This is a genomic window from Chloroflexota bacterium (assembly GCA_016887485.1).
Taxonomy (GTDB): Bacteria; Chloroflexota; Anaerolineae; order Anaerolineales; family Anaerolineaceae; genus Brevifilum.
This window is the reverse complement of sequence record CP069395.1, coordinates 161,162-179,736: the sequence shown is the minus strand read 5'-3', so window position 1 is coordinate 179,736 and position 18,575 is coordinate 161,162. Positions and strand designations below refer to the sequence as shown.

Genomic DNA, 18,575 nt, shown 5'->3' with positions numbered 1-18,575 from the left:
TTCAAGTTTATTTTGCCATTTTCAATCTTTCCGAATAAGCAACTTCTTGTTTGAGTGACGACCGTAACAAAATATGCTCCAGGTTGAGAGTAATCATATTCCTTCAATCGGTTAGATTTACGATGATTTGTTAGATTGTCTTCTTGATTCATCTCTTTCCCCAAAGAATCTAAAACCATTTAACAATAATACATGCTGATTGTAGCCCTTTGGGCGGCCACGGAGAGCCGCCCCTACGGGATTATCTAATATTCTAGTGATTTCCAAATTGTTCTTTTTCGTAGGGGTGCCCCTCTGTGGGCACCCTTCCCCTCAAGGGGGGAAGGTTTTTATTTCCTACCAGCTCACCCCCGTCAGACCAGATGCCAGATTCCATAAACGCCGGGCTAGGCGCGGGTTCTCGCTTTGGCGGCTGGGACGCAGGTATACGCTGTCCTTGAAGTAATAGCCCTTCGAGGTATCAACCTGCGGCGCTCCCGCAAGGTATAGGTAAGTCTGCGCTGGGACCTCAGCCGAAGTGCCCTGCAGGCGCTTACGCCGCCAGACTAATTCCTCAATCCCTGTTCCCCCTTTGGAAGCAATTTCCGTATTGACCAGGCCGGGGTCCACTGCAAAAGCTGTAACGCCAAAATTTCTACGGTTCAGTTCATAGGCAAGCAAAACATCGGACAATTTCGAGCGTTTGTAGGCGATCACCCCAAGATGGGGCCAGGGACGGACAATTCGGCTCAGACAGAGCGGCGTCGTGCGGTGGGAGTATGAACTCGACATCAATACCCGCCCCTTCGCCCGCGCCAGCCAATCCATGAGCTCATGCGTCAGCAGAAATCCCGCCAGGAAATTCACCGCAAAGGTCATCTCAATCCCATCTTCGGTGAACACCCTGCGGATCATATAAACTCCCGCATTATTAATTAGCACATCCAGCTGAGAAAAGCCGGCTTTGGTAAGTCTGTCCTTGATTTCACCCGCCAGGCGCCGCACCTGAGCCTGACTGGAAAGATCCGCCAGTAAATACGTGACCTGGGCCTCTGGGACAACTTCAAGGATAGACGATACAGCCCGGTCATTCCGTTCAGGAGAGCGCCCCACCCCAACCACAAAAGCCCCTGCCTCAGCCATCTTCTCAGCCACTGTCAGGCCGATTCCTGAGGTCGCACCAGTGACGACAACTGCTTTACCCTGCAAATTAACATCCATGACCATCAATCCTTTTCCCATCAAGCTATTCAGTTAACAATACTCCTGATCTTCTAAATAGATCCCGCCCTGAGCATTTTCCTGCCCCAAAGCGACCAAAATTCGCCGCCGTAGAGAACGACTCATCAAGCCAGGCAGCGCATCAGGGGTAAAGAAATCAAAAGCCTCCAATTCCCCATCCTGAAGCGTGATCCCAGCAATGTCATCTTCGCTAATATAGCCGCCATCAAAAATGAACATCAGCGATTCGGTCTTTTCACCATGCGGTGAGTTGTAATCCACCACCAATAACCTGTTGATCGCCAATGCCAGCCCCAATTCCTCCCGGATCTCACGGATGCAGGCCGTTTTGGGCGCTTCGTCAGCTTCAACCACCCCACCGGGAATACTCCAGCCACCTTTATAGACAGGTTTGACCAGCAGGATTTTTCCGTGATCATTTCGTATCAATGCGCCGGCTGCCATCCGCTTGCGAGGCAGAGATCGCAGGAATTCACCATAGGGTAGATACTTCATTATGTTCTCCAAAATAAATTCAAGTCAAAGGATATTCTACTCCTTCCTCCCGAACTTGTTCAGATCATGGTATTATCACTCACTAACCGAAAAATCGGAGGTGTTTAATGAGACCCCAAACATTTAATTATGATCGCCTAATAAAAAGTGAAGACCTGAACCACCACAAGACGCTCTTTGCCGGCCGTTGTGCAGAGTGGTTTGTTGAGGCGGGCTTCATTGCTGCCGCCAGTGTCCTGCCGGCCGGGAATATCGTCTGTCTGAAAGTGCACGGCCTGATGTTCACCGAGCCAATGACCGCAGGAGACATCGCATGTTTTAAAAGCCGGATTGTAAAAGGCGGGCGGACCTCGCTGACGACTTATATCAGTTTGACCCCCCAGAATAAACAAGAAGCGGTGATCAGCGGTTTCATCACCTTTGTTCATGTCGATAACAATGGCAAAGCCCAACCCCACGGCATTGAGTTGGAACTCGAATCTGAGGAAGATTACCGCCTCTATCAACAGGCTTTGGCATTGAATTAATCCAGTAAAAATACAATAATAATAAAAACCAGACAGGTTTTTTAGAATATCCACATCGTCTAGTTTATTATTTTAGCCCAAACGGATTCTATTATTGTTAAAATTATTACTTGTATGACGTAAGAGGGATAAAAAACCGGTTAATTTGATTTGTATGATTCTGATACTTCATTTATACTTATAAGCGGATTTACCACACTCAATTTCTATCTCTATTTGAAGGAGTAGACATGAAGAAGATTGCTTATGTTGTGATCGCTCTGATGGTGATCGCCAGCTTCACCCTCGCTGGGTGTAAACAAGAGGCTGCGCTTGGCACCGAAGAGAACCCAATCATCTGGGCCCTTGTTCCCTCTGGCGAAACAGACACGGTTTTGGCTGGCTTTGAAGATGTCGCCGCCATTCTCTATGATGAGACCGGTCTCGTCATTGAACCCTTCGTCGCCACCGAATACGCTGGCGTGATCGAAGCCCTCTCGGCTGACCCACCCAAGGCTCACATGGCCTCCCTGGCAACCTTTGCGTACCTCGTTGCCTCCGCTCGTGGTGTTGCTGATGTTGCCCTCGTTTCCGAACGCTATGGCAGCCCCTCCTACAACGGTCAGATTATCACCCGTGCAGACAGTGGCATCAATGACATTGCGGATCTGGCCGGCAAGACTTACTGCCGCCCTGACCCATTGAGCACCTCTGGCTGGATCATCCCCATGGTCACCATGCAGGCCGCTGGCATCAATCCAGAAACTGACCTGGCCGAAGTTGTGGACGCTGGTTCACATGACGCCGTTGCCGCTGGTGTTTATGATGGCACCTGCGACGCTGGTTCAACCTACATTGACGTTCGCTCCTCGATGGAAGAAGATTATCCTGACATCATGGAAGTCACCAAGGTTATCAACGTTTCCGTCGATATCCCCAATGATGGCGTTCAATTCAGCCCCTCTGTCCCCGCTGAAATCCGTGAAGCCATCGTAAACGCGCTCCTCACCATCAACGAGACCGAAGAAGGCCTTGCAGCTATTGACGCTGCTTACGAATGGACCAAATTGGTTGCGAAGGATGACTCCTTCTATGATCCATTCCGCCAGGTTCTGGATGCAGCTGGTATCGATCCTGAAACCCTGATGGGTGAGTAATATCATCGTATAGGTAATATCCAACAAAAGGGGGCTGGAAACCCAGCCCCCTTTTCTGAATTAATAGGGGTTTATTTAGTTCAAGGAATTTAGCCTTATGCTCGAAATTCGAAATTTGACGAAAATATATGAAGACGGGACCTTAGCCCTAGATGACGTCAGCTTCACCGTTCCCGATGGTGAATTCTTGATTGTTATCGGCCTCTCTGGTTCTGGCAAGTCCACACTATTACGATGCATCAACCGTCTGATTGACCCAACGGATGGAGAAATCCTCTGGAATGGCGTGGATTTGGCAAAACTCGAAGGTGATGAGCTTCGGCAAGCCCGTCGCAAGATTGGCATGGTTTTCCAGCACTTTAACCTTGTGGAACGCTCCACTGTCCTCACCAATATCCTCACCGGCCGGTTAGGGTATAACAAAACCTGGCCAACTATGATCCACCGTTTCCCCAAAGAAGATCGTGACAAAGCCTGGCAGGTCCTGAAAAGGATGGATATCGAGGACCAGGCGCATAAAGCTGCCCGGGAACTCTCCGGCGGTCAACAGCAGCGTGTCGGCATTTGTCGGGCCCTGATGCAGGATCCGGAACTGATGCTTGCTGACGAACCTGTTGCCAGCCTAGATCCCGTGTTGGCCCATTCCATTCTGGAACATCTTGAAATGCTCAATAGGGAAGATAACCTGACAATCATGTGCAGCCTGCACTATCTGGACCTCGTCCAGCGATATTCCACTTCCGTGATCGGCTTACGCCAGGGCAAATTGGTTTATCAGGGCACAAAGAAAGATATCGCCAATATGACCAACGAAGAATTCAAGAGAATCTACGGTGAAGATGCCGAACGCATTGGCGGGGGTAACCTCGAAGGTAATATTGAAACGGAAGGAGGTCAGGCATGAAAGTACGACGTAAACCCGCATATCAAGAAAAAGAATTTAAACCTGGCCTGGTTTCTCCTGCAGTTGCAGCCATCCTTTCGGCGATCATCCCTGGCCTTGGTCAGGCATTCTCCCGCATGGTACGCCGCGGTGTGATCCTTTTCTTCAGCTTCGCATCCATTGTTGGGTTGATGGTTTGGCGTTTCCGAGATGCCGCCCCGCGCGACACCGGCGCTATCGCCATCATCAAGAAAGCCTTCCATCTGGATCCGGTCATGCTTCTGATCACGATCCTGATCGTCATTCTTTACCTTTACAATATCTATGATGCCTATAAAGTTGCAGTGAATTCCCGCAAGGGTCATGAAACTCGAAAACCATTTATGGTTTTTATCGCCCTGCTGCTGGTATTCTTCTTTATCGGTTGGCAGATCGGTGAGATTGATTTTTATGCACTTGTCACGCAGTTTGACGATGCTATCCCTGCGCTCTCCAAAGTTCTATGGCCCTGGTCGCGTGCGATCACCTTCCTTGAGGATGAACAGATGGGCAGCTTAATAATGATCAGCCCCTGCCCAGACGGCTCTGTGCCTGAGCCAAACACACCAACTGAGGAAGGTCCTTACCTGATCGTAGATCCGACATGTGGTGATTTCAGCACACAGGAGGACCTAGAAAGCGGTGAAACAATCGTCCACTTGGGGACTGAATTGAATGTCCGTGGCTATAGATTCCTACCCGGTGTCGAGGTTGAAATTTGGTGGCGTGATCCCACCGGGTCAGACTTCCGGCAGCGTCAGGACAGCGAAATTGTGATTGTAATGCCGGATGAAAACGGCGAATTTGAAGTCACAATCAACTGGCCTTATCGGACCATCCCTGAATCCTATATGGCAGGCGGTTCTGAGTGGGAACTGCAGGGACGCCAAACAACAGTCCTAGATGAATGGGTGTTTAGTGAAGAGCTAAAACTCGCTATCGAAAAGATGATTGAAACCATCTTCATTGGCATGATGGCCACCTTCTTTGGCATTATTTTAGCTCTGCCGGTCAGCTTCCTGGCAGCTCGGAACCTGATGAGCGCGAATGTGTTCACTTTGGGTATCTACTACCTCGTGCGAGGGGTGCTCAACATCATCCGGTCCATCGAGCCGCTGATCTGGGCTGTTTTGGCTGTAATCATCGTGGGACTCGGCCCCTGGGCCGGGATCCTGGCCCTGACGGTACACTCAATCGCCGCCCTCGGTAAACTCTATTCTGAGGCCATCGAATCCATCGATAATGGCCCGATTGAGGCTGTTCAAGCCACCGGCGCCAACTGGTTCCAGATTGTCATGTACGCCGTGGTGCCGCAGGTGATCCCACCTTTCGTGTCCTTCACGATCTACCGCTGGGATGTCAACATCCGTATGTCCACCATCATCGGTATGGTCGGCGGCGGTGGTATTGGCTACCTGCTTGTCCAGTGGATCCGCAACCTGGATTACCGGGCAGCGGGTATTGCCGTCTGGTTCATCGCCGTCACAGTGGCGATCCTGGACTACGTCAGCGCTGAGATTCGTGAGCGCTTCGTTTAGTTCTGGACATTAGTTGACTACAAGGGCTGCCAAAATTGGCAGCCCTTTTTTATTGCACCAATATGAAAAAACTTGATGAAAAGACCTTTTTTTGAATGATTCCTGACATATTATCCAAATTCGCCCTCATGCTATAATGACCTCATCATTTGAACGATCTTTATTCGATTAATTTATAGATGAGGTCATCATGATATCCATAAAAACGGATAGCTGTGCCGATCTTGGCCAGCCACTCCTCAACGCGCATGGGATCGGTTCTGTTCCTCTGCACGTTTTGGTCAAAGGTGAGGATCATTTTGATGATGATCTGACCCTGGATTTCCTGTTTTCCAGTGTGGATCAAACGGGGGAACTGCCAAAAACCGCAGCGCCCTCAGTGCAGGAATTCATTGATTTCTTTTCCGAGCCTGAGCCCGTAATTTACATCGGCCTTTCATCCCAGCTTTCTGCCACGATGGCGAACGCCGAACTGGCCAAAGATCAAATGAACCGGGGTGATATCCACCTGATTGACTCACTCAACCTCTCCACGGGGATCGGCCTGTTAGCGCTCAAGGCCGCTGATCTCCGTGATGCCGGGCTGGATGCAGATGAGATCACGACTGAAGTTTTGGCCTCACGGGATAAGGTTCGGACCGCCTTTGTAATCGACACGATGGACTACCTGTATAAGGGCGGTCGCTGCACTGCACTGCAGGCGATCTTCGGGTCAATGCTCAAGATCCGACCGATCATCAACGTCCGACCGGATGGCACTTTAGGCGTGCGGGATAAGGTTCGCGGCTCACGCCAGAAAGCGCTTAATGAGCTACTGTCCGGCTTCAAAAATGACTTGCCAAACGTGGACCTAACCCGCGTTTTCGTCACCCACTCAGGCTGCCCGGAGGATGCCGACTACCTGGCTGAGAAGCTGAAGTCAATGGCTGATATCAAGGATGTTCTCATCACAGTGGCCGGCTCAACCATCGGCAGCCATTGCGGACCAAACACCATCGGGATTTTGTTTTTGAAGAATTAGTAAGTTCATGGCATTCAAAATAACGGCTTTTCCACTTATGGAATCTATTCATTTAAAACACAAGGCTCATTTATTTTTATGAACGCCTTTTGGAATACACTCCATTCTATAAGGGAAAGAAACTAGTCATCAAAGCCAGGTCTTGCCTTCACCCTGACAGTGATTTCTATCTCACATTCCTCTCTCAGCCATGATAAGAAATAATTGAAGGGAAAGCCAACTCAACAGTAGCGTGTAAGTTAAGAAAAAACGCCATTAAAGCATACATAAACTACATACTTTCCAAAAAAAAACTGCTCTAAAAATGCCTCTGATTGATCAGCCTTTATGATAATTTTGATTGGGATTACATGGACCCATCATTGTAATAAGAGATCCTCTTTGGATCATTTCTAGGTAATAATCATGACATATGTCCAATGGAAATTAAAATAGTTAGGTGTATCATTTCGTTTATCGCATTTTACTGATATGGTTTTTTTCGAAAATGTTGCGCTTTGAACCTTGGAATTATTTTAAATTATTTAAAGTAATATTGAATTAATAAATCTAGTGAGCGTTTATACAAATGAAAACACACAAAGTAGTAAAGATTGCTGTATTGGTATTGATGGTAATTATTACATTTGGAAATGTTTTTGGGGTTTCAACATCCGGATTATCCATTTTACTAGGTCTTTCTTTCTTTTTTATCTTTAAAATTATTGAAAAAAAATCATTTCAAGATGTTGGATTAGAAATAAGATCAATAGGAAAAAATTTAAAAAATCTAAAAATATGGTTATGGATTTTACTCCCTCTAGTTATAAATTTTGCTGCTGATATTTTGGCAAAAATTTTCTTACCAGGGTATGAGGATCACATAATCGCACGAAGTTCATCAATTCTTTCAGTTTCTTCCATAGGTTTATTGATTATCCAACTAGCGATTTTTGCTTTAGGTGAAGAAATTGCCTGGCGTGCTTTCTTTCAAAAACAAATAAGATCATTTTTGCCCGCCATTCCAACAATAATAATTACCTCCATCTTATTTTCGATGGGCCACTTGACAGATGGAAACTTTTCCATTGTGATTTTTGACCTATTGTTTATTTTTTTCAACAGCCTGGTTTACGGGATAATATTCGAAAAAACAAACAATGCTTGGATAAGTGCGCTTTCTCATTTTATTGCCAATATCGTTTCTGCAATAACCTTATACTATTTGTAACTTACAAAAAAATAAGTTTTCTTACAAACAAAGATTTACAAAGGTTGTAACAGGCTATCACTATACTACATAGGATTCTGGGCTCAATCCTCCTCTTTGTCTACCTATATTTTGAATCAAGAGGCAAGGAGTTTTTATTCGATACCTTGCGGTTATTAACATTGCATTACTCTCCAACTACTGATATCAGGTCTCTCAACCTCCACCCCCAAAAAAGCCCCGCAACCCACATGCACCTGCTAGTTGTCTGTATTTTCTACTTTAATAATCCCTCTTTTAGAGGGAGGAAACAATAACCTCCCACTGCTTTTTCGTACTAAATTCTTTTCTTCTCACCTACTCGTTTCGAGGCCAACAAGGTCAACACCAACACAGCAAAGCCCGCACAAGCCAGGCCAAATAAGGTCAGGATCATATGGTAACTACCCACCTTGTCAAAAATCAACCCCAATAGAGTGGGAATAATTGTGCCCCCCAGACTGCTGCCGAAAAAGAACAGCCCCGTGACTGCACCGGTAACCTTCATCCGGGTCTCCCCCAGGGCTAGCAATGTGGGGAAAACTGAAGCCAGGGCCAACCCCAAGCCTGCTGAACCAATCCAGAGCATCCAGGGCGAAACAGGCCAGATCATCCACATCACCAGGATAATAATCGCCAGAACGTAATTGCCCACCAATAAGGTGCCCGGCTTGATCTTGCGTGAAAGCGGGATGGCGATCAGGCGTCCAAGGGTCAGCGCGCCCCAATAGGCGGAATTGATATAAGATGCGACGGTGTCATTGGCAATCCCCAGTCGGGTGACATAGGTAAAGACCCAACTGCCATAACCTGCCTCGACCGAAATATACAGGAAGAACAGCGCCATAATCAAAATGACCAGACCTGTATCGGGCTTCTGAGCCGATTCGGTTTCCTCCCCCGCTTCAGGATTTTCCGGTGAAGGCAGAATGTTTAATCCCAGTAACCCAGGCAAAAAAAGGATCGCCAGGATCCAGAAGGGCCAGGTGATCGCCCCATTAGTCAGGGTCATCACATAATTCAGGATGATCGGAGCCAGAAAAGCCCCTACGCCAAAGAAGAAGTGGAGGGCATTCATATACGGCCCCACCCGAGACTGGAACACCCAAAGCAAATTCACATTCCCGCCGACATCCACCAACCCATTACCAAAGCCAAAAATGAGAAAAACCAGCAAGAGGAGATAAAAATTGGTCATCAACGGCGCCAGGATAGCGCTGACGATCATCAATATCAGGGCCAGAGACATCAATCGGTGCCCTTTGAGGCGATCATAAAGACGCCCCCCGCCCGCTGAACCGATCAAGTAACCCAGATTGCTGACGGTCAACACAAAGCTGATCTTGCCGATTGTTACCCCCAGGTTTTCAGCCAGTGAAGGCAGCATGGGACCCAGGGCGGCCAATGCCAAGCCCAGAGAAATAAAACTAACGCCGTATGTGCCAAATTTCAAACGCTCGTTCCGCCGCTCAGATTGGATTGCGGCATTGGAATAATGCATATGTTCTCCTGTTACTTTGTATAGAATTCACCAATCGTATCATCCCTAAGGGGGTTGGTAAAGGGTATGCAGGCCATCATGGACTCCCAGGGGTGTTAAATGTCGATTATCACAAGTGTGTATTTCGACTACCTTTTCTGAGCAGAAACATCACAAGGATCCCAAATGGATTATCAGGGCGCTTATATCGAAACCGACTGCCCGGCCCCCCTGCAATCTACCGGACCCACATAATGAATGGAATTGAAAGTCTGTTGGGTAATGGTCTACCGGAACACATCCTGCTTCCACAGGGTGCCGGGATATTTGAACCCGGCTCTCCCAGTGTCATCTCTGAAACCGGCATTCGAGGCTATTCGGCCCTGGCCAATGACCTGATCCCAAACCTGCAGTCCCGGGGATTGGACCTCGCCACAATCAATCTAATCACCAAAGACAACCCCAACCAAGCATATGCCCTCAATTAAACAACAAATGGCTGGGAAACCCAGCCATTTTGATTTTAATTACTCGTTCAGCGGCCCTAAATAGGTCTTAAATTTCCCGAAATTGCGATATTTTACCGCAATCCCGGCTGAGAGCGCCGTTGTAATGGGCACCGCCGCGAACAACCCCAGTGAACCGACCATTGTGCGGACGATCTCTTCGGCGATGAATTCCAGGTTGAGCGCCATCGTGAAATTGACATTGCTGAAAGAAAACAGCAGCAGCATCGGCAGCGCCGCGCCGGCATAGGCCAGCACAAGGGTGTTCACCGTGGCTGCGATGTGATCCTGCCCAATATTCATCGCTGATCGGAAGAGTTTCTTGAAGGTTAATTCCGGGTTGTTGCGGAAGAGCTCAAAAACCGCAGACGCCTGAGAAATCACCAGGTCATCCAGCACGCCTAGAGTCCCAATCAGCACCCCAGCCAGCAGCAAACTGCGTACATTTAGGTTGTTGTTGGTGAGTTGGGAAATATAAAACATATTCTCATCCCCATACCCCGTCAGCCGGGCATGATTGACGAAAATAAAGGCTAAAAAGCCGGTGATCACCAAAGCCACCAGTGATCCCAGAACCGCTGCGTGGGTCTTCACCGTCCAGCCATAGACCAGGTAGAGGCTAAAAGCCATAAAGAAAAAGGCGCCGAAGATACTGATCATCAGGGGGTCTTTACCCTCCTGAATACCCGGGAGGATGATCAAAATGATCACTGCCAGGCTGAGCAGGATGCCCAGTACAGAGCGCACGCCCTTCCAGCCGCTAATCACCACGCTGGCCAAAATGAAGATCGCCAGCAGCAAGACCAGCGAATCCGTGCGATAAAAGTCAGTAAATTGAACCGAAACATCCCCGGTGGGCATGGTGGAGACGGTCACCATCAATTTATCACCCACATCCAGGAGGATCATTTCATTGCGGATCTGTCGGGTGCCATATTCGATCTGATAAAACAACCCGGCATACTCCCCTTCTTCGATTTCCACTTCAACAATCTGATAGGGCTGGGTCACCTCCCCCAGGGTCACCTCGCCTTCCTCGATGATACCCGAAACAACCGCGGGGACCGTTTGCGAGTTATATCCGATGACCGTTTCTTCCTCATCGGGTTGATTGAGATAATCCACAATTTTCGGGACTAAGACCACAGCCAGAATAATGATTGCTGCGATCCGAAGGATGATCATAAACGTCTTGCGACTCATAGGTCTCCTTTAATTATTGAACTTTAGTCCAAAAATTCTAGCACATCTCACCGTAAAAAGGAGGTGCCTACCCTTGTCCAGACAAACTCAGATGGTTTCGTGATATGATTAGCATTGCTGCAGGAGGTGAAACCATGCTGCCTGAACCAGTAAAGGTCGTACTTGATTTCGTCCAACAGGTGAACCAGAATAATGCCGAGGGCGTGGCTGCCTTGCTGGCACCAGACCACACGTTTGTGGATCTGGCGGGGGATACCGAGCAGGGTTATCAGCGAATAGCTGCCGGTTGGCGGGATTACCTTACGCAATTCCCCAAATACCGGCTCTACATTCGTCGGATTGTTCTCTTGCCAATCGGCGTGGCCCTGATCGGTCAGACCACCGGCTCTCATCTGCAGATCCCCGATGAACAGGAATTCAATGACGAAGGCGTTATCTGGCTTGCAACGGTGGAACATGGCTTGCTGAAGACCTGGCAGCTCTATGCGGATAGCGTGGTGAATGCGAATGCTCTCAATTTGGAAGGCGGCCAGGAGATTTACGCCCCGGTATGGTTCGCCCGCACGATCGCCAAACACCTTGACCTGCTTCCGCCTGGCTCCAGAACGGATGATGTCCGAAATGTGCGGAAATATTATTCCCGCCTCTACCGCAAAGCCCCACCTGAGACCCTATTGGAGATCGCTGAACGCCTCTTTTTCGAAGAAGGCTACCGTTTCGTCCCCTATGAACTGATCTATTATCATCCGGGCACGATTGCCCTGCTGAATCCTGAAAAGGTTCAGGCGCTGAGCGTAGACATCAATCACTGGGCTGCGGCAGACACCTTCTCTCAATTTATTTCCGGCCCAACCTGGAAACAAGGCGTCATCAGTGACGATTTAATCGGAAAATGGATCATTTCCCCTGATTTTTGGTACCGGCGGATTGCGGTGGTAAGCACAATCTACCTAGACGGCGACTCGGAACGGATGTTGAAGTATGCCGCCATGTTGGTGGATGACCACGAGGATATGATCGTCAAAGCACTCTCCTGGGTCCTGCGCCGTGCCATTCGCTATGACCGGAAGGGCGTTGAGCAGTTCCTGGCCGATCACAAGCATCGTCTGGCCGCCCGAATCAAGCGTGAAGTGCGCAATAAGCTAGACACAGGGCTGAAAAACCCCACCAAGAATTAATACTACGCGAAATTGCAATTATTATTTGTTATTCCGCGCTTCCAGCGGATTGAATCTTGACACCCAACAGCATACCCACCCCCACCAAACCCAATCCTAGGGCCACCAGGAACATCACCGTGTAATTCACAGCTTCCACGATCGCGCCACCGATCAGCGGGGCAATCAACACAAACAGCCCTGGGATGGTGCGGACCAGGCCTAAATACAACGACCGCTCCGATTCCGGCCCTAACCCCATCCCCATCAACATCTCCCCGATCATATACCCAGACTGGGCAAAGCCAAAAACCAGGAATATCAGGTTATAGACCCAGACCGTAGGTGACACCAGGACCATGATCAGGACCACGGTTTGCATTAAATCGGATGCCAGGAGGATATTTCGGGCACCAAAACGGTCCCCCACCACGCCCCAGACCAAAAATCCCGCCATCCCTCCGGCAAACAACAGGCCCGAGAAGACCGCTGCTTGTTGATCGGCTAAATTGAAGTGCTGGATCCCATAGACGGCATAAAAACCGACCGCCATACTCCCCAGCTGGAAGAAAATTCGGCTGATAACATAACGCCTGAAATTATGATCCCCCTGCCAGATACGTTTGAAAGAAGCCAGGTCCAAAAGAGGTGTTTTAACCGCATTTTCCTCTTGGATTTCTTCGCTGTCCGCCGATTCAGGTTCAACTGTACGGGAGAAAAAGAAGAAAGAAACCCACATAAAGACCAGGCCGATCAGAAAACTCAGCGCGAAATTATCCGGATAGGCAATTTTTGACAGGATCAGACCGGAAATCGCCGATCCTCCCACCGCCAGAGTCCGCCCAATCGTCCGCCCAATGCCAAAAAAGCGACTTCGCACGGGGCCGGGGATCACATCTGCGAGCACCACCTGCCAGGGCAGCGCAACAAACCCGCTGGCAAAGCCCCGCCACGCCACAACCAGCATAAACAGCCAGATCGCGGTTGTCACAGGGATCCAGTGCAGGAGATAAGCGGCCAGCGGGAAAACGAAATAAGGAATTCTTTCAACGGCTGCCATAGTCAGGGCAAAGGGCAGCTTGCGTTTCAACCGGTGAACATATCCCGCCATGAACAGCTGGGGGAGAAACCACCCCGCATTGATCAAAGCCGGCACCAAACCGATCAAAATGGCCGAATCTGTTAGAGTGCTGGCGAAGACCGGCAGGATTGTATTGACAGATACAAAGCTTTCGGCCAGCAGCCAAAACGCCCCATCCATCATATTGACGAGGAAGTTGCGTTTAAAATGCTGCCGAACAGTTGGTTTTACATCCAAATCAGGCGGCAGGCGTAAAAAAGAGCGTATATAATGCATTGAAATGGACTAAATCAGCTCTTGTAGCGCTGCCAAAGGGTCTTCAGTGTGGCTTCGAGCCGCTCACCCAGGGCTGCACCCTGCGCGGTGGTTACGTCATCGCCATTTTCGAAAACTGAATAAGGGACTTCGAAGCCCTTGATCGGCAATTTTTCCGGATGCCCCTCAGTCAACTGCTCCCAATCGGTTTCGCGATAGAGTTTTTCCAGCTTTGAATCCGGCAAACCATGCTCCAAAATGCTGTCCGGCCGCTCAGGGTTGAAACGGGCACGGTTTTTCCGCAGGGATTCTTCCCAGGGCACGTTAAGATAGAGGATCGCCAGATTGGCTAAAACCTCATCGGAGAGGTGCGCGAAGGCCCGTTGGTAGCCACCATGCTCCGACCCGCGGGAAAATTCGATCACCACAGTCTCGTTCAGGTCATCACGCTGTCGTTTTTGATATTCCAGGCAGATTCGTTCCACCAACAGGTCCCAAAGATAAGGTTCGCTGAAATAACCTTCCGCATCGGTGTGCAGCCGGGGATGTCCCATCCTTTCCAGGAGCGCATCCTCCTCGAACCAGGCCCAAAGCATCGGGAAATCATCAATTTCGCTGAAAGGGCCAATATGGAACCGCTTTACCCGTTCATCAACTGGGGTGTTTTTGAGGTAATTGATCACCTCGCTCTTGCCGGCGGCAGGACGGGCGATGAGAAGTAGAATTCTGAAGGTTTGATCGGACATAAACTAGCCTTTCCTTTTACATTATTAACTATCCTCCATTGTATCAAACCCCACCCATTTTGGCTGCGTTCTTACCCGGTTTGGTCTTCAAATTGAGAAACTCAACCGGGCTGCCTTGCCGCCCCAATAACCCTCGTATAAAATGGAAAATATCACAAGATTAAGGAGATGCCATGGAATGTAATAAAGACCGCAATCTGACCCACTGTAACTGCTCCTATACCCCCTGTTCCCGTAAAGGGATCTGCTGTGAGTGCATCCAGTACCACCTGCGAATGCGCGAACTGCCCGCTTGTGCCTTCCCCAATGATGCAGAGGCCACTTATGACAGGTCGTTTGAGCTTTTCGCTGAACTGGTCCAGGCTGGAAAAGTCTAATTGCCTTCGATCAACCCGGAAATTGCATTATTTTACGTAAATTAATATTTTATATTGCCCGTTTCGGGTACAGCTCAGTTATAATGAAAACGAATCACCCTTTAACTATATTGCTATTGGATTAAATCACCCAAAAGGACACCACCATGCCCGAGAAACCGAATATTCTGCTCTTTCTGACGGATGATCACGCCCAATGGGCCAATGGCGCTTATGGCAACCGGGAAATCCTCACGCCTAACCTCGATTCCCTGGCCGAAACGGGCATTTTGATGCAAAACGCCTATACCCCCACCCCGGTTTGCTCACCCGGCCGTGCCTGCCTGCTCACCGGGCGGTTTTCCTCCCAGCATGGCATCCATGACTACCTCGGCAGCGCCCCCGGTGTGGATATTGACGGCTATCCCTGGCTGGTGGATGAGACGGTCCTCCCCGAAATCCTGCACGACGCCGGCTACGCAACCTACTTGAGCGGAAAATGGCACCTCGGCAGCGAAAATGATCCCCAGGGCGGCTTTGATCATACCTTCGTGCACGGCAATGAGTACCCTTTCACCCATGGCGGCCCCCGTACCTTCTATGAAGATGGACAGCCTGTGCCTATGGACGGTTATAAAACCCGCCTTTTCACCAAAAAAGCGATCCAATACCTGCGGGAGCGGGACCCGGAGAAGCCTTTTTACCTGCAGGTGGGCTATATCGCCACGCATAATCCCTGGGAAGGTCACCCCGAGCGGCTAGCCGAACACTACCGCAAATGCACATTTGAGGAGCTCCCCAGCGGTGAAACCTATCCTTTCGGCATCCAAAACCTCGAATCAACCTTCAAATACCGGCTGGATCCACACGAATCGCGCGCCCAATACTACGCCGCAGTGACCCAAATTGACGAGGGGGTGGGGCAAATCCTGGATGAACTGGAAGCACTGGGGCTGCGGGAAGACACCCTGATCATTTACACCTCCGATCACGGCCTAAATTGCGGCCAACATGGCATTTGGGGCAAGGGAAATGGCACTTTACCGCTCAATATGGTGGAGGAATCGGTGCGAATCCCAATGATCCTCAACCATCCCAGCCATTTCTTCCCAAAACAGCGGCGACCTGAATTTGTGGACCACACAGACCTCTTCCAAACCATTCTCGACTATGCCGGAATACCCTTTGAACCGGCCTTCCGAGTCAATAGGAACTACCCCGGACGCAGTTTTGCCTCCATCCTGACCAATGAGGATCCCCTGGAGGACTGGAAAGAGGAGCAAATCGGGGAATATGGCGACGTGCGCATGATCCGGGATGCCCATTATAAGCTGGTGCGCCGCTACCCGGAGGGTCCAAATGAGCTTTTTGACCTGAAAAACGACCCGCGAGAGATGGTTAATCTTTTCGATTTTCCAAAATACGAGCCGGTGATTGAATACCTGACCCGGAAATTGGACGCATTCTTTGAAAAATACGCCGATCCGGTAAAAAATGGGCTCAACGTGAAGATGCTGCCGCTTCATAATGGCAGCGAATCCTGGCGAGACCCACGAAACTTGCATTAAAATATAAGATAATCAATATAATAAAATACAATCAAAAGAAAGCTCGATTTGAAACTTTCTCGGTAATTATCCGTATATTGAAATGAACGTTAATTAAAAAAGCAATTAAGGAGATTTATCATGAATTTCGGTCTTAGTTTTTCATATATCTTTGATGACCAGGATTGGTTCAAAAAGATGCTCTTGCCCGCCCTCTGCCTGTTGATCCCGGTTGTAGGTTGGATGGTTACCGTTGGTTGGGCGCTCAAAGTGACCCGCAACGTGATTGATGGCGTGGAAAAGCCCCTCCCAGACATCGATTTCGGCAACGACATCCTGCGTGGGTTCTTTGCCTTCCTGATCTCATTCGTTTACAGCCTGCCTGTGACCTTGATCACCTCCATCGGCGGCTGGGTTGACGGCTGGCACATGTTCAATAATGACATGGCCATGTGGGGTTACGGCATCTTCGCCGGCGCATTCGGCCTGGTCGCCTTTGCGACCGGGTTGGTGACCAGCTTCCTGAGCCTGGGCGCTGTCGCAAATTACATCGCCAAAGATGACTTCGGTGCCGCCTTCCGGTTGGCTGAAGTCTGGAAACTGCTCATGAATAACATCGGTGATTGGGTGATTGTGGCCCTTGGCACGGTATTGGCCGTTGGCATCATCGGTCCTCTGGGTACTGTCGCATGTGTGATCGGCGTGATCCTGACCCTGACCTTTGGTGTGGCTGTGATGGGACATCTGATGGGCCAGGCAGTGGTTCGCAGCCAGCCCCCCGTCCAAGTTGTCGAAGAAAACGTTGAGTAAGGTAAAAAAACATATATTCAACCCCTTTCCGCAATGGAAAGGGGTTTTTTAATGCGGATTAATTGGTTTTTTTTCTAAGATCAAATAAATTTTAACCTATCCAATGGTATAACTAGGGCATCAACAATTCATCCGCCAATGCTATCAGGGGCGAAACCAACCAAGGGGTAATATCATGAACGTAAAATTGGGTTTGACTTTTATCTTCAAAGATGAGTATTGGTTTAAAAAGATAACACTACCGGCCATTTGCATCCTGATCCCCCTCATCGGCCAGGTAGTAGTTGCTGGGTGGTCTCTGAAAATTGCCAAAAATGTCATAGACGGCATCGAAGAACCTCTCCCCGATTTAGATTTTGTTGAAGATTTGAAGAGGGGTTTCTTTTTTTTGGCGATTCAAATTGTTTATAGTGTCCCAATATATTTGCTTCAATCCATAATCGTCTGGCTTTCCACGACGCTTATCCAAAATGTTTCAATGTCAATAGATGAAATGAGCGCCTTGACATTATTTTCTTTCATTTTTTACGGCATTATTTTAATATTCTTCATGATATGTGCCCAAATCGCCCAAATGAATTTCATTACAAAGAATGACCTTACAGCAGCCTTTAAACTGAAAGAAATTTGGCACCTTTTCACAGCAAATCCCTTTGACTGGATTTTGGTATATGTGATTGGAACCTTGTTATTTTTCATTCTCAGTCCGTTGGGATTACTGGCCTGTATCATAGGCCTTTTCTTTACCATAACCTACATCTCAGCTGTGACCAGCCACCTGACGGGACAGGCATACCTTCGTAGTGTTCAAAAAGGGCAATTGTCAGCAAATCTGCCCGAATAACATCTACTGAACAGCCAATATCCCCTTATCCTATACGAATAAGGGGATATTTTTATTAATTTAGGGTGGAGACTTCCCCGTTTCCATAGAGCGAGTATTATTAAAGCAGTTATTTACTGGTGATCGCCCAAATAAAGGCCTACTTTCCAATGAATCCAACTAAAATTGAACGCAAAACCGTCCATGCCATGATCGGGATTTACTGCCGGGCCCACCACGACGGTGATCCGCTTTGCGAATCCTGTGCAGATTTGCAGACCTATGTGGATGAACGCCTGGATAAATGTCCTTTCGGATGGGAAAAACCCACCTGCAAGAACTGTAAAGTGCACTGTTACCAGCCTGAAATGCGCGGCCGCATCAAGGATGTGATGCGTTTTTCCGGGCCGAGGATGCTGTTTCGCCACCCCATCCTGACCCTTCGTCATCTCATCAGAGGCACAAAATCCTGATTATTACACCAGCTAGTTGAATCCCACCTGACAATCCATTAAAATAGAGA

Annotated in this window: 18 protein-coding genes and 1 pseudogene; 13 read left to right on the top strand and 6 right to left on the bottom strand. The window is 48.9% G+C overall.

Annotation, left to right across the window (positions count from 1 at the left end; genetic code table 11):
* Positions 1 to 336: 336 nt before the first annotated feature.
* Entirely contained in the window at positions 337 to 1,200 is an 864-nt protein-coding gene (locus JR338_13170) for an SDR family NAD(P)-dependent oxidoreductase (protein ID QRN84528.1), read from the bottom strand.
* Between the two features lie 33 nt (positions 1,201 to 1,233).
* Positions 1,234 to 1,716 carry an NUDIX hydrolase gene (locus JR338_13165; protein QRN84527.1) on the bottom strand — a complete coding sequence of 161 codons (483 nt, stop codon included), beginning with the start codon at positions 1,714 to 1,716 and terminating at the stop codon, positions 1,234 to 1,236.
* Positions 1,717 to 1,823: 107 nt separating this feature from the next.
* Between JR338_13165 and JR338_13160 the strand changes: the two genes are divergently transcribed.
* The 6 genes from JR338_13160 (at position 1,824) to JR338_13135 (ending at position 8,070) form a co-directional block, all read left to right on the top strand.
* The gene (locus JR338_13160; GenBank protein QRN84526.1) at positions 1,824 to 2,243 is read left to right on the top strand and encodes an acyl-CoA thioesterase; all 420 of its coding nucleotides are present in this window, start codon (positions 1,824 to 1,826) and stop codon (positions 2,241 to 2,243) included.
* 230 nt (positions 2,244 to 2,473) lie between these two features.
* The gene (locus tag JR338_13155; protein QRN84525.1) at positions 2,474 to 3,379 is read left to right on the top strand and encodes a phosphate/phosphite/phosphonate ABC transporter substrate-binding protein; all 906 of its coding nucleotides are present in this window, start codon (positions 2,474 to 2,476) and stop codon (positions 3,377 to 3,379) included.
* Between the two features lie 97 nt (positions 3,380 to 3,476).
* On the top strand, positions 3,477 to 4,283 hold the full coding sequence (gene phnC, locus JR338_13150; GenBank protein ID QRN84524.1) for a phosphonate ABC transporter ATP-binding protein: 807 nt from the start codon (positions 3,477 to 3,479) through the stop codon (positions 4,281 to 4,283).
* Complete coding sequence (gene phnE, locus JR338_13145; GenBank protein QRN84523.1) at positions 4,280 to 5,839, top strand: phosphonate ABC transporter, permease protein PhnE; 1,560 nt, start codon at positions 4,280 to 4,282, stop codon at positions 5,837 to 5,839. The genes phnC and phnE overlap by 4 nt, the downstream gene beginning before the upstream one ends.
* A 190-nt stretch (positions 5,840 to 6,029) precedes the next feature.
* Positions 6,030 to 6,860 (top strand): DegV family protein, encoded by an 831-nt coding sequence (locus JR338_13140; GenBank protein ID QRN84522.1) that lies wholly within the window; start codon positions 6,030 to 6,032, stop codon positions 6,858 to 6,860.
* A 568-nt stretch (positions 6,861 to 7,428) separates the two neighbouring features.
* A complete protein-coding gene (locus JR338_13135) occupies positions 7,429 to 8,070 on the top strand; it encodes a CPBP family intramembrane metalloprotease (protein QRN84521.1) in 642 nt (213 codons plus the stop codon).
* Between the two features lie 316 nt (positions 8,071 to 8,386).
* Here the strand turns inward: JR338_13135 and JR338_13130 are convergent, their stop codons facing one another.
* Positions 8,387 to 9,589, bottom strand: coding sequence for an MFS transporter (locus tag JR338_13130; protein QRN84520.1), 1,203 nt, complete (start codon positions 9,587 to 9,589; stop codon positions 8,387 to 8,389).
* A 233-nt stretch (positions 9,590 to 9,822) separates the two neighbouring features.
* Between JR338_13130 and JR338_13125 the strand changes: the two genes are divergently transcribed.
* Positions 9,823 to 10,056, top strand: coding sequence for a hypothetical protein (locus JR338_13125; protein QRN84519.1), 234 nt, complete (start codon positions 9,823 to 9,825; stop codon positions 10,054 to 10,056).
* 39 nt (positions 10,057 to 10,095) lie between these two features.
* Here JR338_13125 and JR338_13120 read toward each other — a convergent pair whose 3' ends face one another.
* Complete coding sequence (locus JR338_13120) at positions 10,096 to 11,277, bottom strand: YibE/F family protein (GenBank protein QRN84518.1); 1,182 nt, start codon at positions 11,275 to 11,277, stop codon at positions 10,096 to 10,098.
* A gap of 134 nt (positions 11,278 to 11,411) precedes the next feature.
* Between JR338_13120 and JR338_13115 the strand changes: the two genes are divergently transcribed.
* A complete protein-coding gene (locus JR338_13115; GenBank protein ID QRN84517.1) occupies positions 11,412 to 12,455 on the top strand; it encodes a DNA alkylation repair protein in 1,044 nt (347 codons plus the stop codon).
* Between the two features lie 28 nt (positions 12,456 to 12,483).
* On the opposite strand, the gene JR338_13110 is transcribed toward JR338_13115, so the two are convergent.
* Complete coding sequence (locus JR338_13110; GenBank protein ID QRN84516.1) at positions 12,484 to 13,791, bottom strand: MFS transporter; 1,308 nt, start codon at positions 13,789 to 13,791, stop codon at positions 12,484 to 12,486.
* 14 nt (positions 13,792 to 13,805) lie between these two features.
* Positions 13,806 to 14,516, bottom strand: a complete 711-nt coding sequence (locus JR338_13105) for a hypothetical protein (GenBank protein QRN84515.1) — start codon at positions 14,514 to 14,516, stop codon at positions 13,806 to 13,808.
* A 173-nt stretch (positions 14,517 to 14,689) separates the two neighbouring features.
* On the opposite strand from JR338_13105, the gene JR338_13100 reads away from it, so the two are divergent.
* The 5 genes and pseudogenes from JR338_13100 (at position 14,690) to JR338_13080 (ending at position 18,545) form a co-directional block, all read left to right on the top strand.
* Positions 14,690 to 14,893, top strand: coding sequence for a cytosolic protein (locus tag JR338_13100; GenBank protein QRN84514.1), 204 nt, complete (start codon positions 14,690 to 14,692; stop codon positions 14,891 to 14,893).
* Positions 14,894 to 15,039: 146 nt separating this feature from the next.
* A complete protein-coding gene (locus JR338_13095; GenBank protein ID QRN84513.1) occupies positions 15,040 to 16,440 on the top strand; it encodes a sulfatase-like hydrolase/transferase in 1,401 nt (466 codons plus the stop codon).
* 120 nt (positions 16,441 to 16,560) lie between these two features.
* Positions 16,561 to 17,229 carry a DUF4013 domain-containing protein gene (locus JR338_13090; protein QRN84512.1) on the top strand — a complete coding sequence of 223 codons (669 nt, stop codon included), beginning with the start codon at positions 16,561 to 16,563 and terminating at the stop codon, positions 17,227 to 17,229.
* A gap of 175 nt (positions 17,230 to 17,404) precedes the next feature.
* Positions 17,405 to 18,073 (top strand): DUF4013 domain-containing protein, encoded by a 669-nt coding sequence (locus tag JR338_13085; protein QRN84511.1) that lies wholly within the window; start codon positions 17,405 to 17,407, stop codon positions 18,071 to 18,073.
* A gap of 149 nt (positions 18,074 to 18,222) precedes the next feature.
* Positions 18,223 to 18,545, top strand: a pseudogene (locus tag JR338_13080) (nitrous oxide-stimulated promoter family protein).
* Positions 18,546 to 18,575: the final 30 nt, after the last annotated feature.

What these genes read in the sequence shown, in the direction of transcription:
- JR338_13125 (QRN84519.1), top strand. Translation starts at nt 9,823, where the DNA reads ATGAATGGAATTGAAAGTCTGTTGGGTAATGGTCTACCGGAACACATC.
- JR338_13120 (QRN84518.1), bottom strand. Translation starts at nt 11,277, where the DNA reads ATGAGTCGCAAGACGTTTATGATCATCCTTCGGATCGCAGCAATCATT.
- JR338_13095 (QRN84513.1), top strand. Translation starts at nt 15,040, where the DNA reads ATGCCCGAGAAACCGAATATTCTGCTCTTTCTGACGGATGATCACGCC.
- phnC (QRN84524.1), top strand. Translation starts at nt 3,477, where the DNA reads ATGCTCGAAATTCGAAATTTGACGAAAATATATGAAGACGGGACCTTA.
- JR338_13105 (QRN84515.1), bottom strand. Translation starts at nt 14,516, where the DNA reads ATGTCCGATCAAACCTTCAGAATTCTACTTCTCATCGCCCGTCCTGCC.
- JR338_13155 (QRN84525.1), top strand. Translation starts at nt 2,474, where the DNA reads ATGAAGAAGATTGCTTATGTTGTGATCGCTCTGATGGTGATCGCCAGC.
- JR338_13160 (QRN84526.1), top strand. Translation starts at nt 1,824, where the DNA reads ATGAGACCCCAAACATTTAATTATGATCGCCTAATAAAAAGTGAAGAC.
- JR338_13130 (QRN84520.1), bottom strand. Translation starts at nt 9,589, where the DNA reads ATGCATTATTCCAATGCCGCAATCCAATCTGAGCGGCGGAACGAGCGT.
- JR338_13085 (QRN84511.1), top strand. Translation starts at nt 17,405, where the DNA reads ATGAACGTAAAATTGGGTTTGACTTTTATCTTCAAAGATGAGTATTGG.
- JR338_13165 (QRN84527.1), bottom strand. Translation starts at nt 1,716, where the DNA reads ATGAAGTATCTACCCTATGGTGAATTCCTGCGATCTCTGCCTCGCAAG.
- JR338_13100 (QRN84514.1), top strand. Translation starts at nt 14,690, where the DNA reads ATGGAATGTAATAAAGACCGCAATCTGACCCACTGTAACTGCTCCTAT.
- JR338_13170 (QRN84528.1), bottom strand. Translation starts at nt 1,200, where the DNA reads ATGGATGTTAATTTGCAGGGTAAAGCAGTTGTCGTCACTGGTGCGACC.
- JR338_13115 (QRN84517.1), top strand. Translation starts at nt 11,412, where the DNA reads ATGCTGCCTGAACCAGTAAAGGTCGTACTTGATTTCGTCCAACAGGTG.
- phnE (QRN84523.1), top strand. Translation starts at nt 4,280, where the DNA reads ATGAAAGTACGACGTAAACCCGCATATCAAGAAAAAGAATTTAAACCT.
- JR338_13110 (QRN84516.1), bottom strand. Translation starts at nt 13,791, where the DNA reads ATGCATTATATACGCTCTTTTTTACGCCTGCCGCCTGATTTGGATGTA.
- JR338_13090 (QRN84512.1), top strand. Translation starts at nt 16,561, where the DNA reads ATGAATTTCGGTCTTAGTTTTTCATATATCTTTGATGACCAGGATTGG.
- JR338_13140 (QRN84522.1), top strand. Translation starts at nt 6,030, where the DNA reads ATGATATCCATAAAAACGGATAGCTGTGCCGATCTTGGCCAGCCACTC.
- JR338_13135 (QRN84521.1), top strand. Translation starts at nt 7,429, where the DNA reads ATGAAAACACACAAAGTAGTAAAGATTGCTGTATTGGTATTGATGGTA.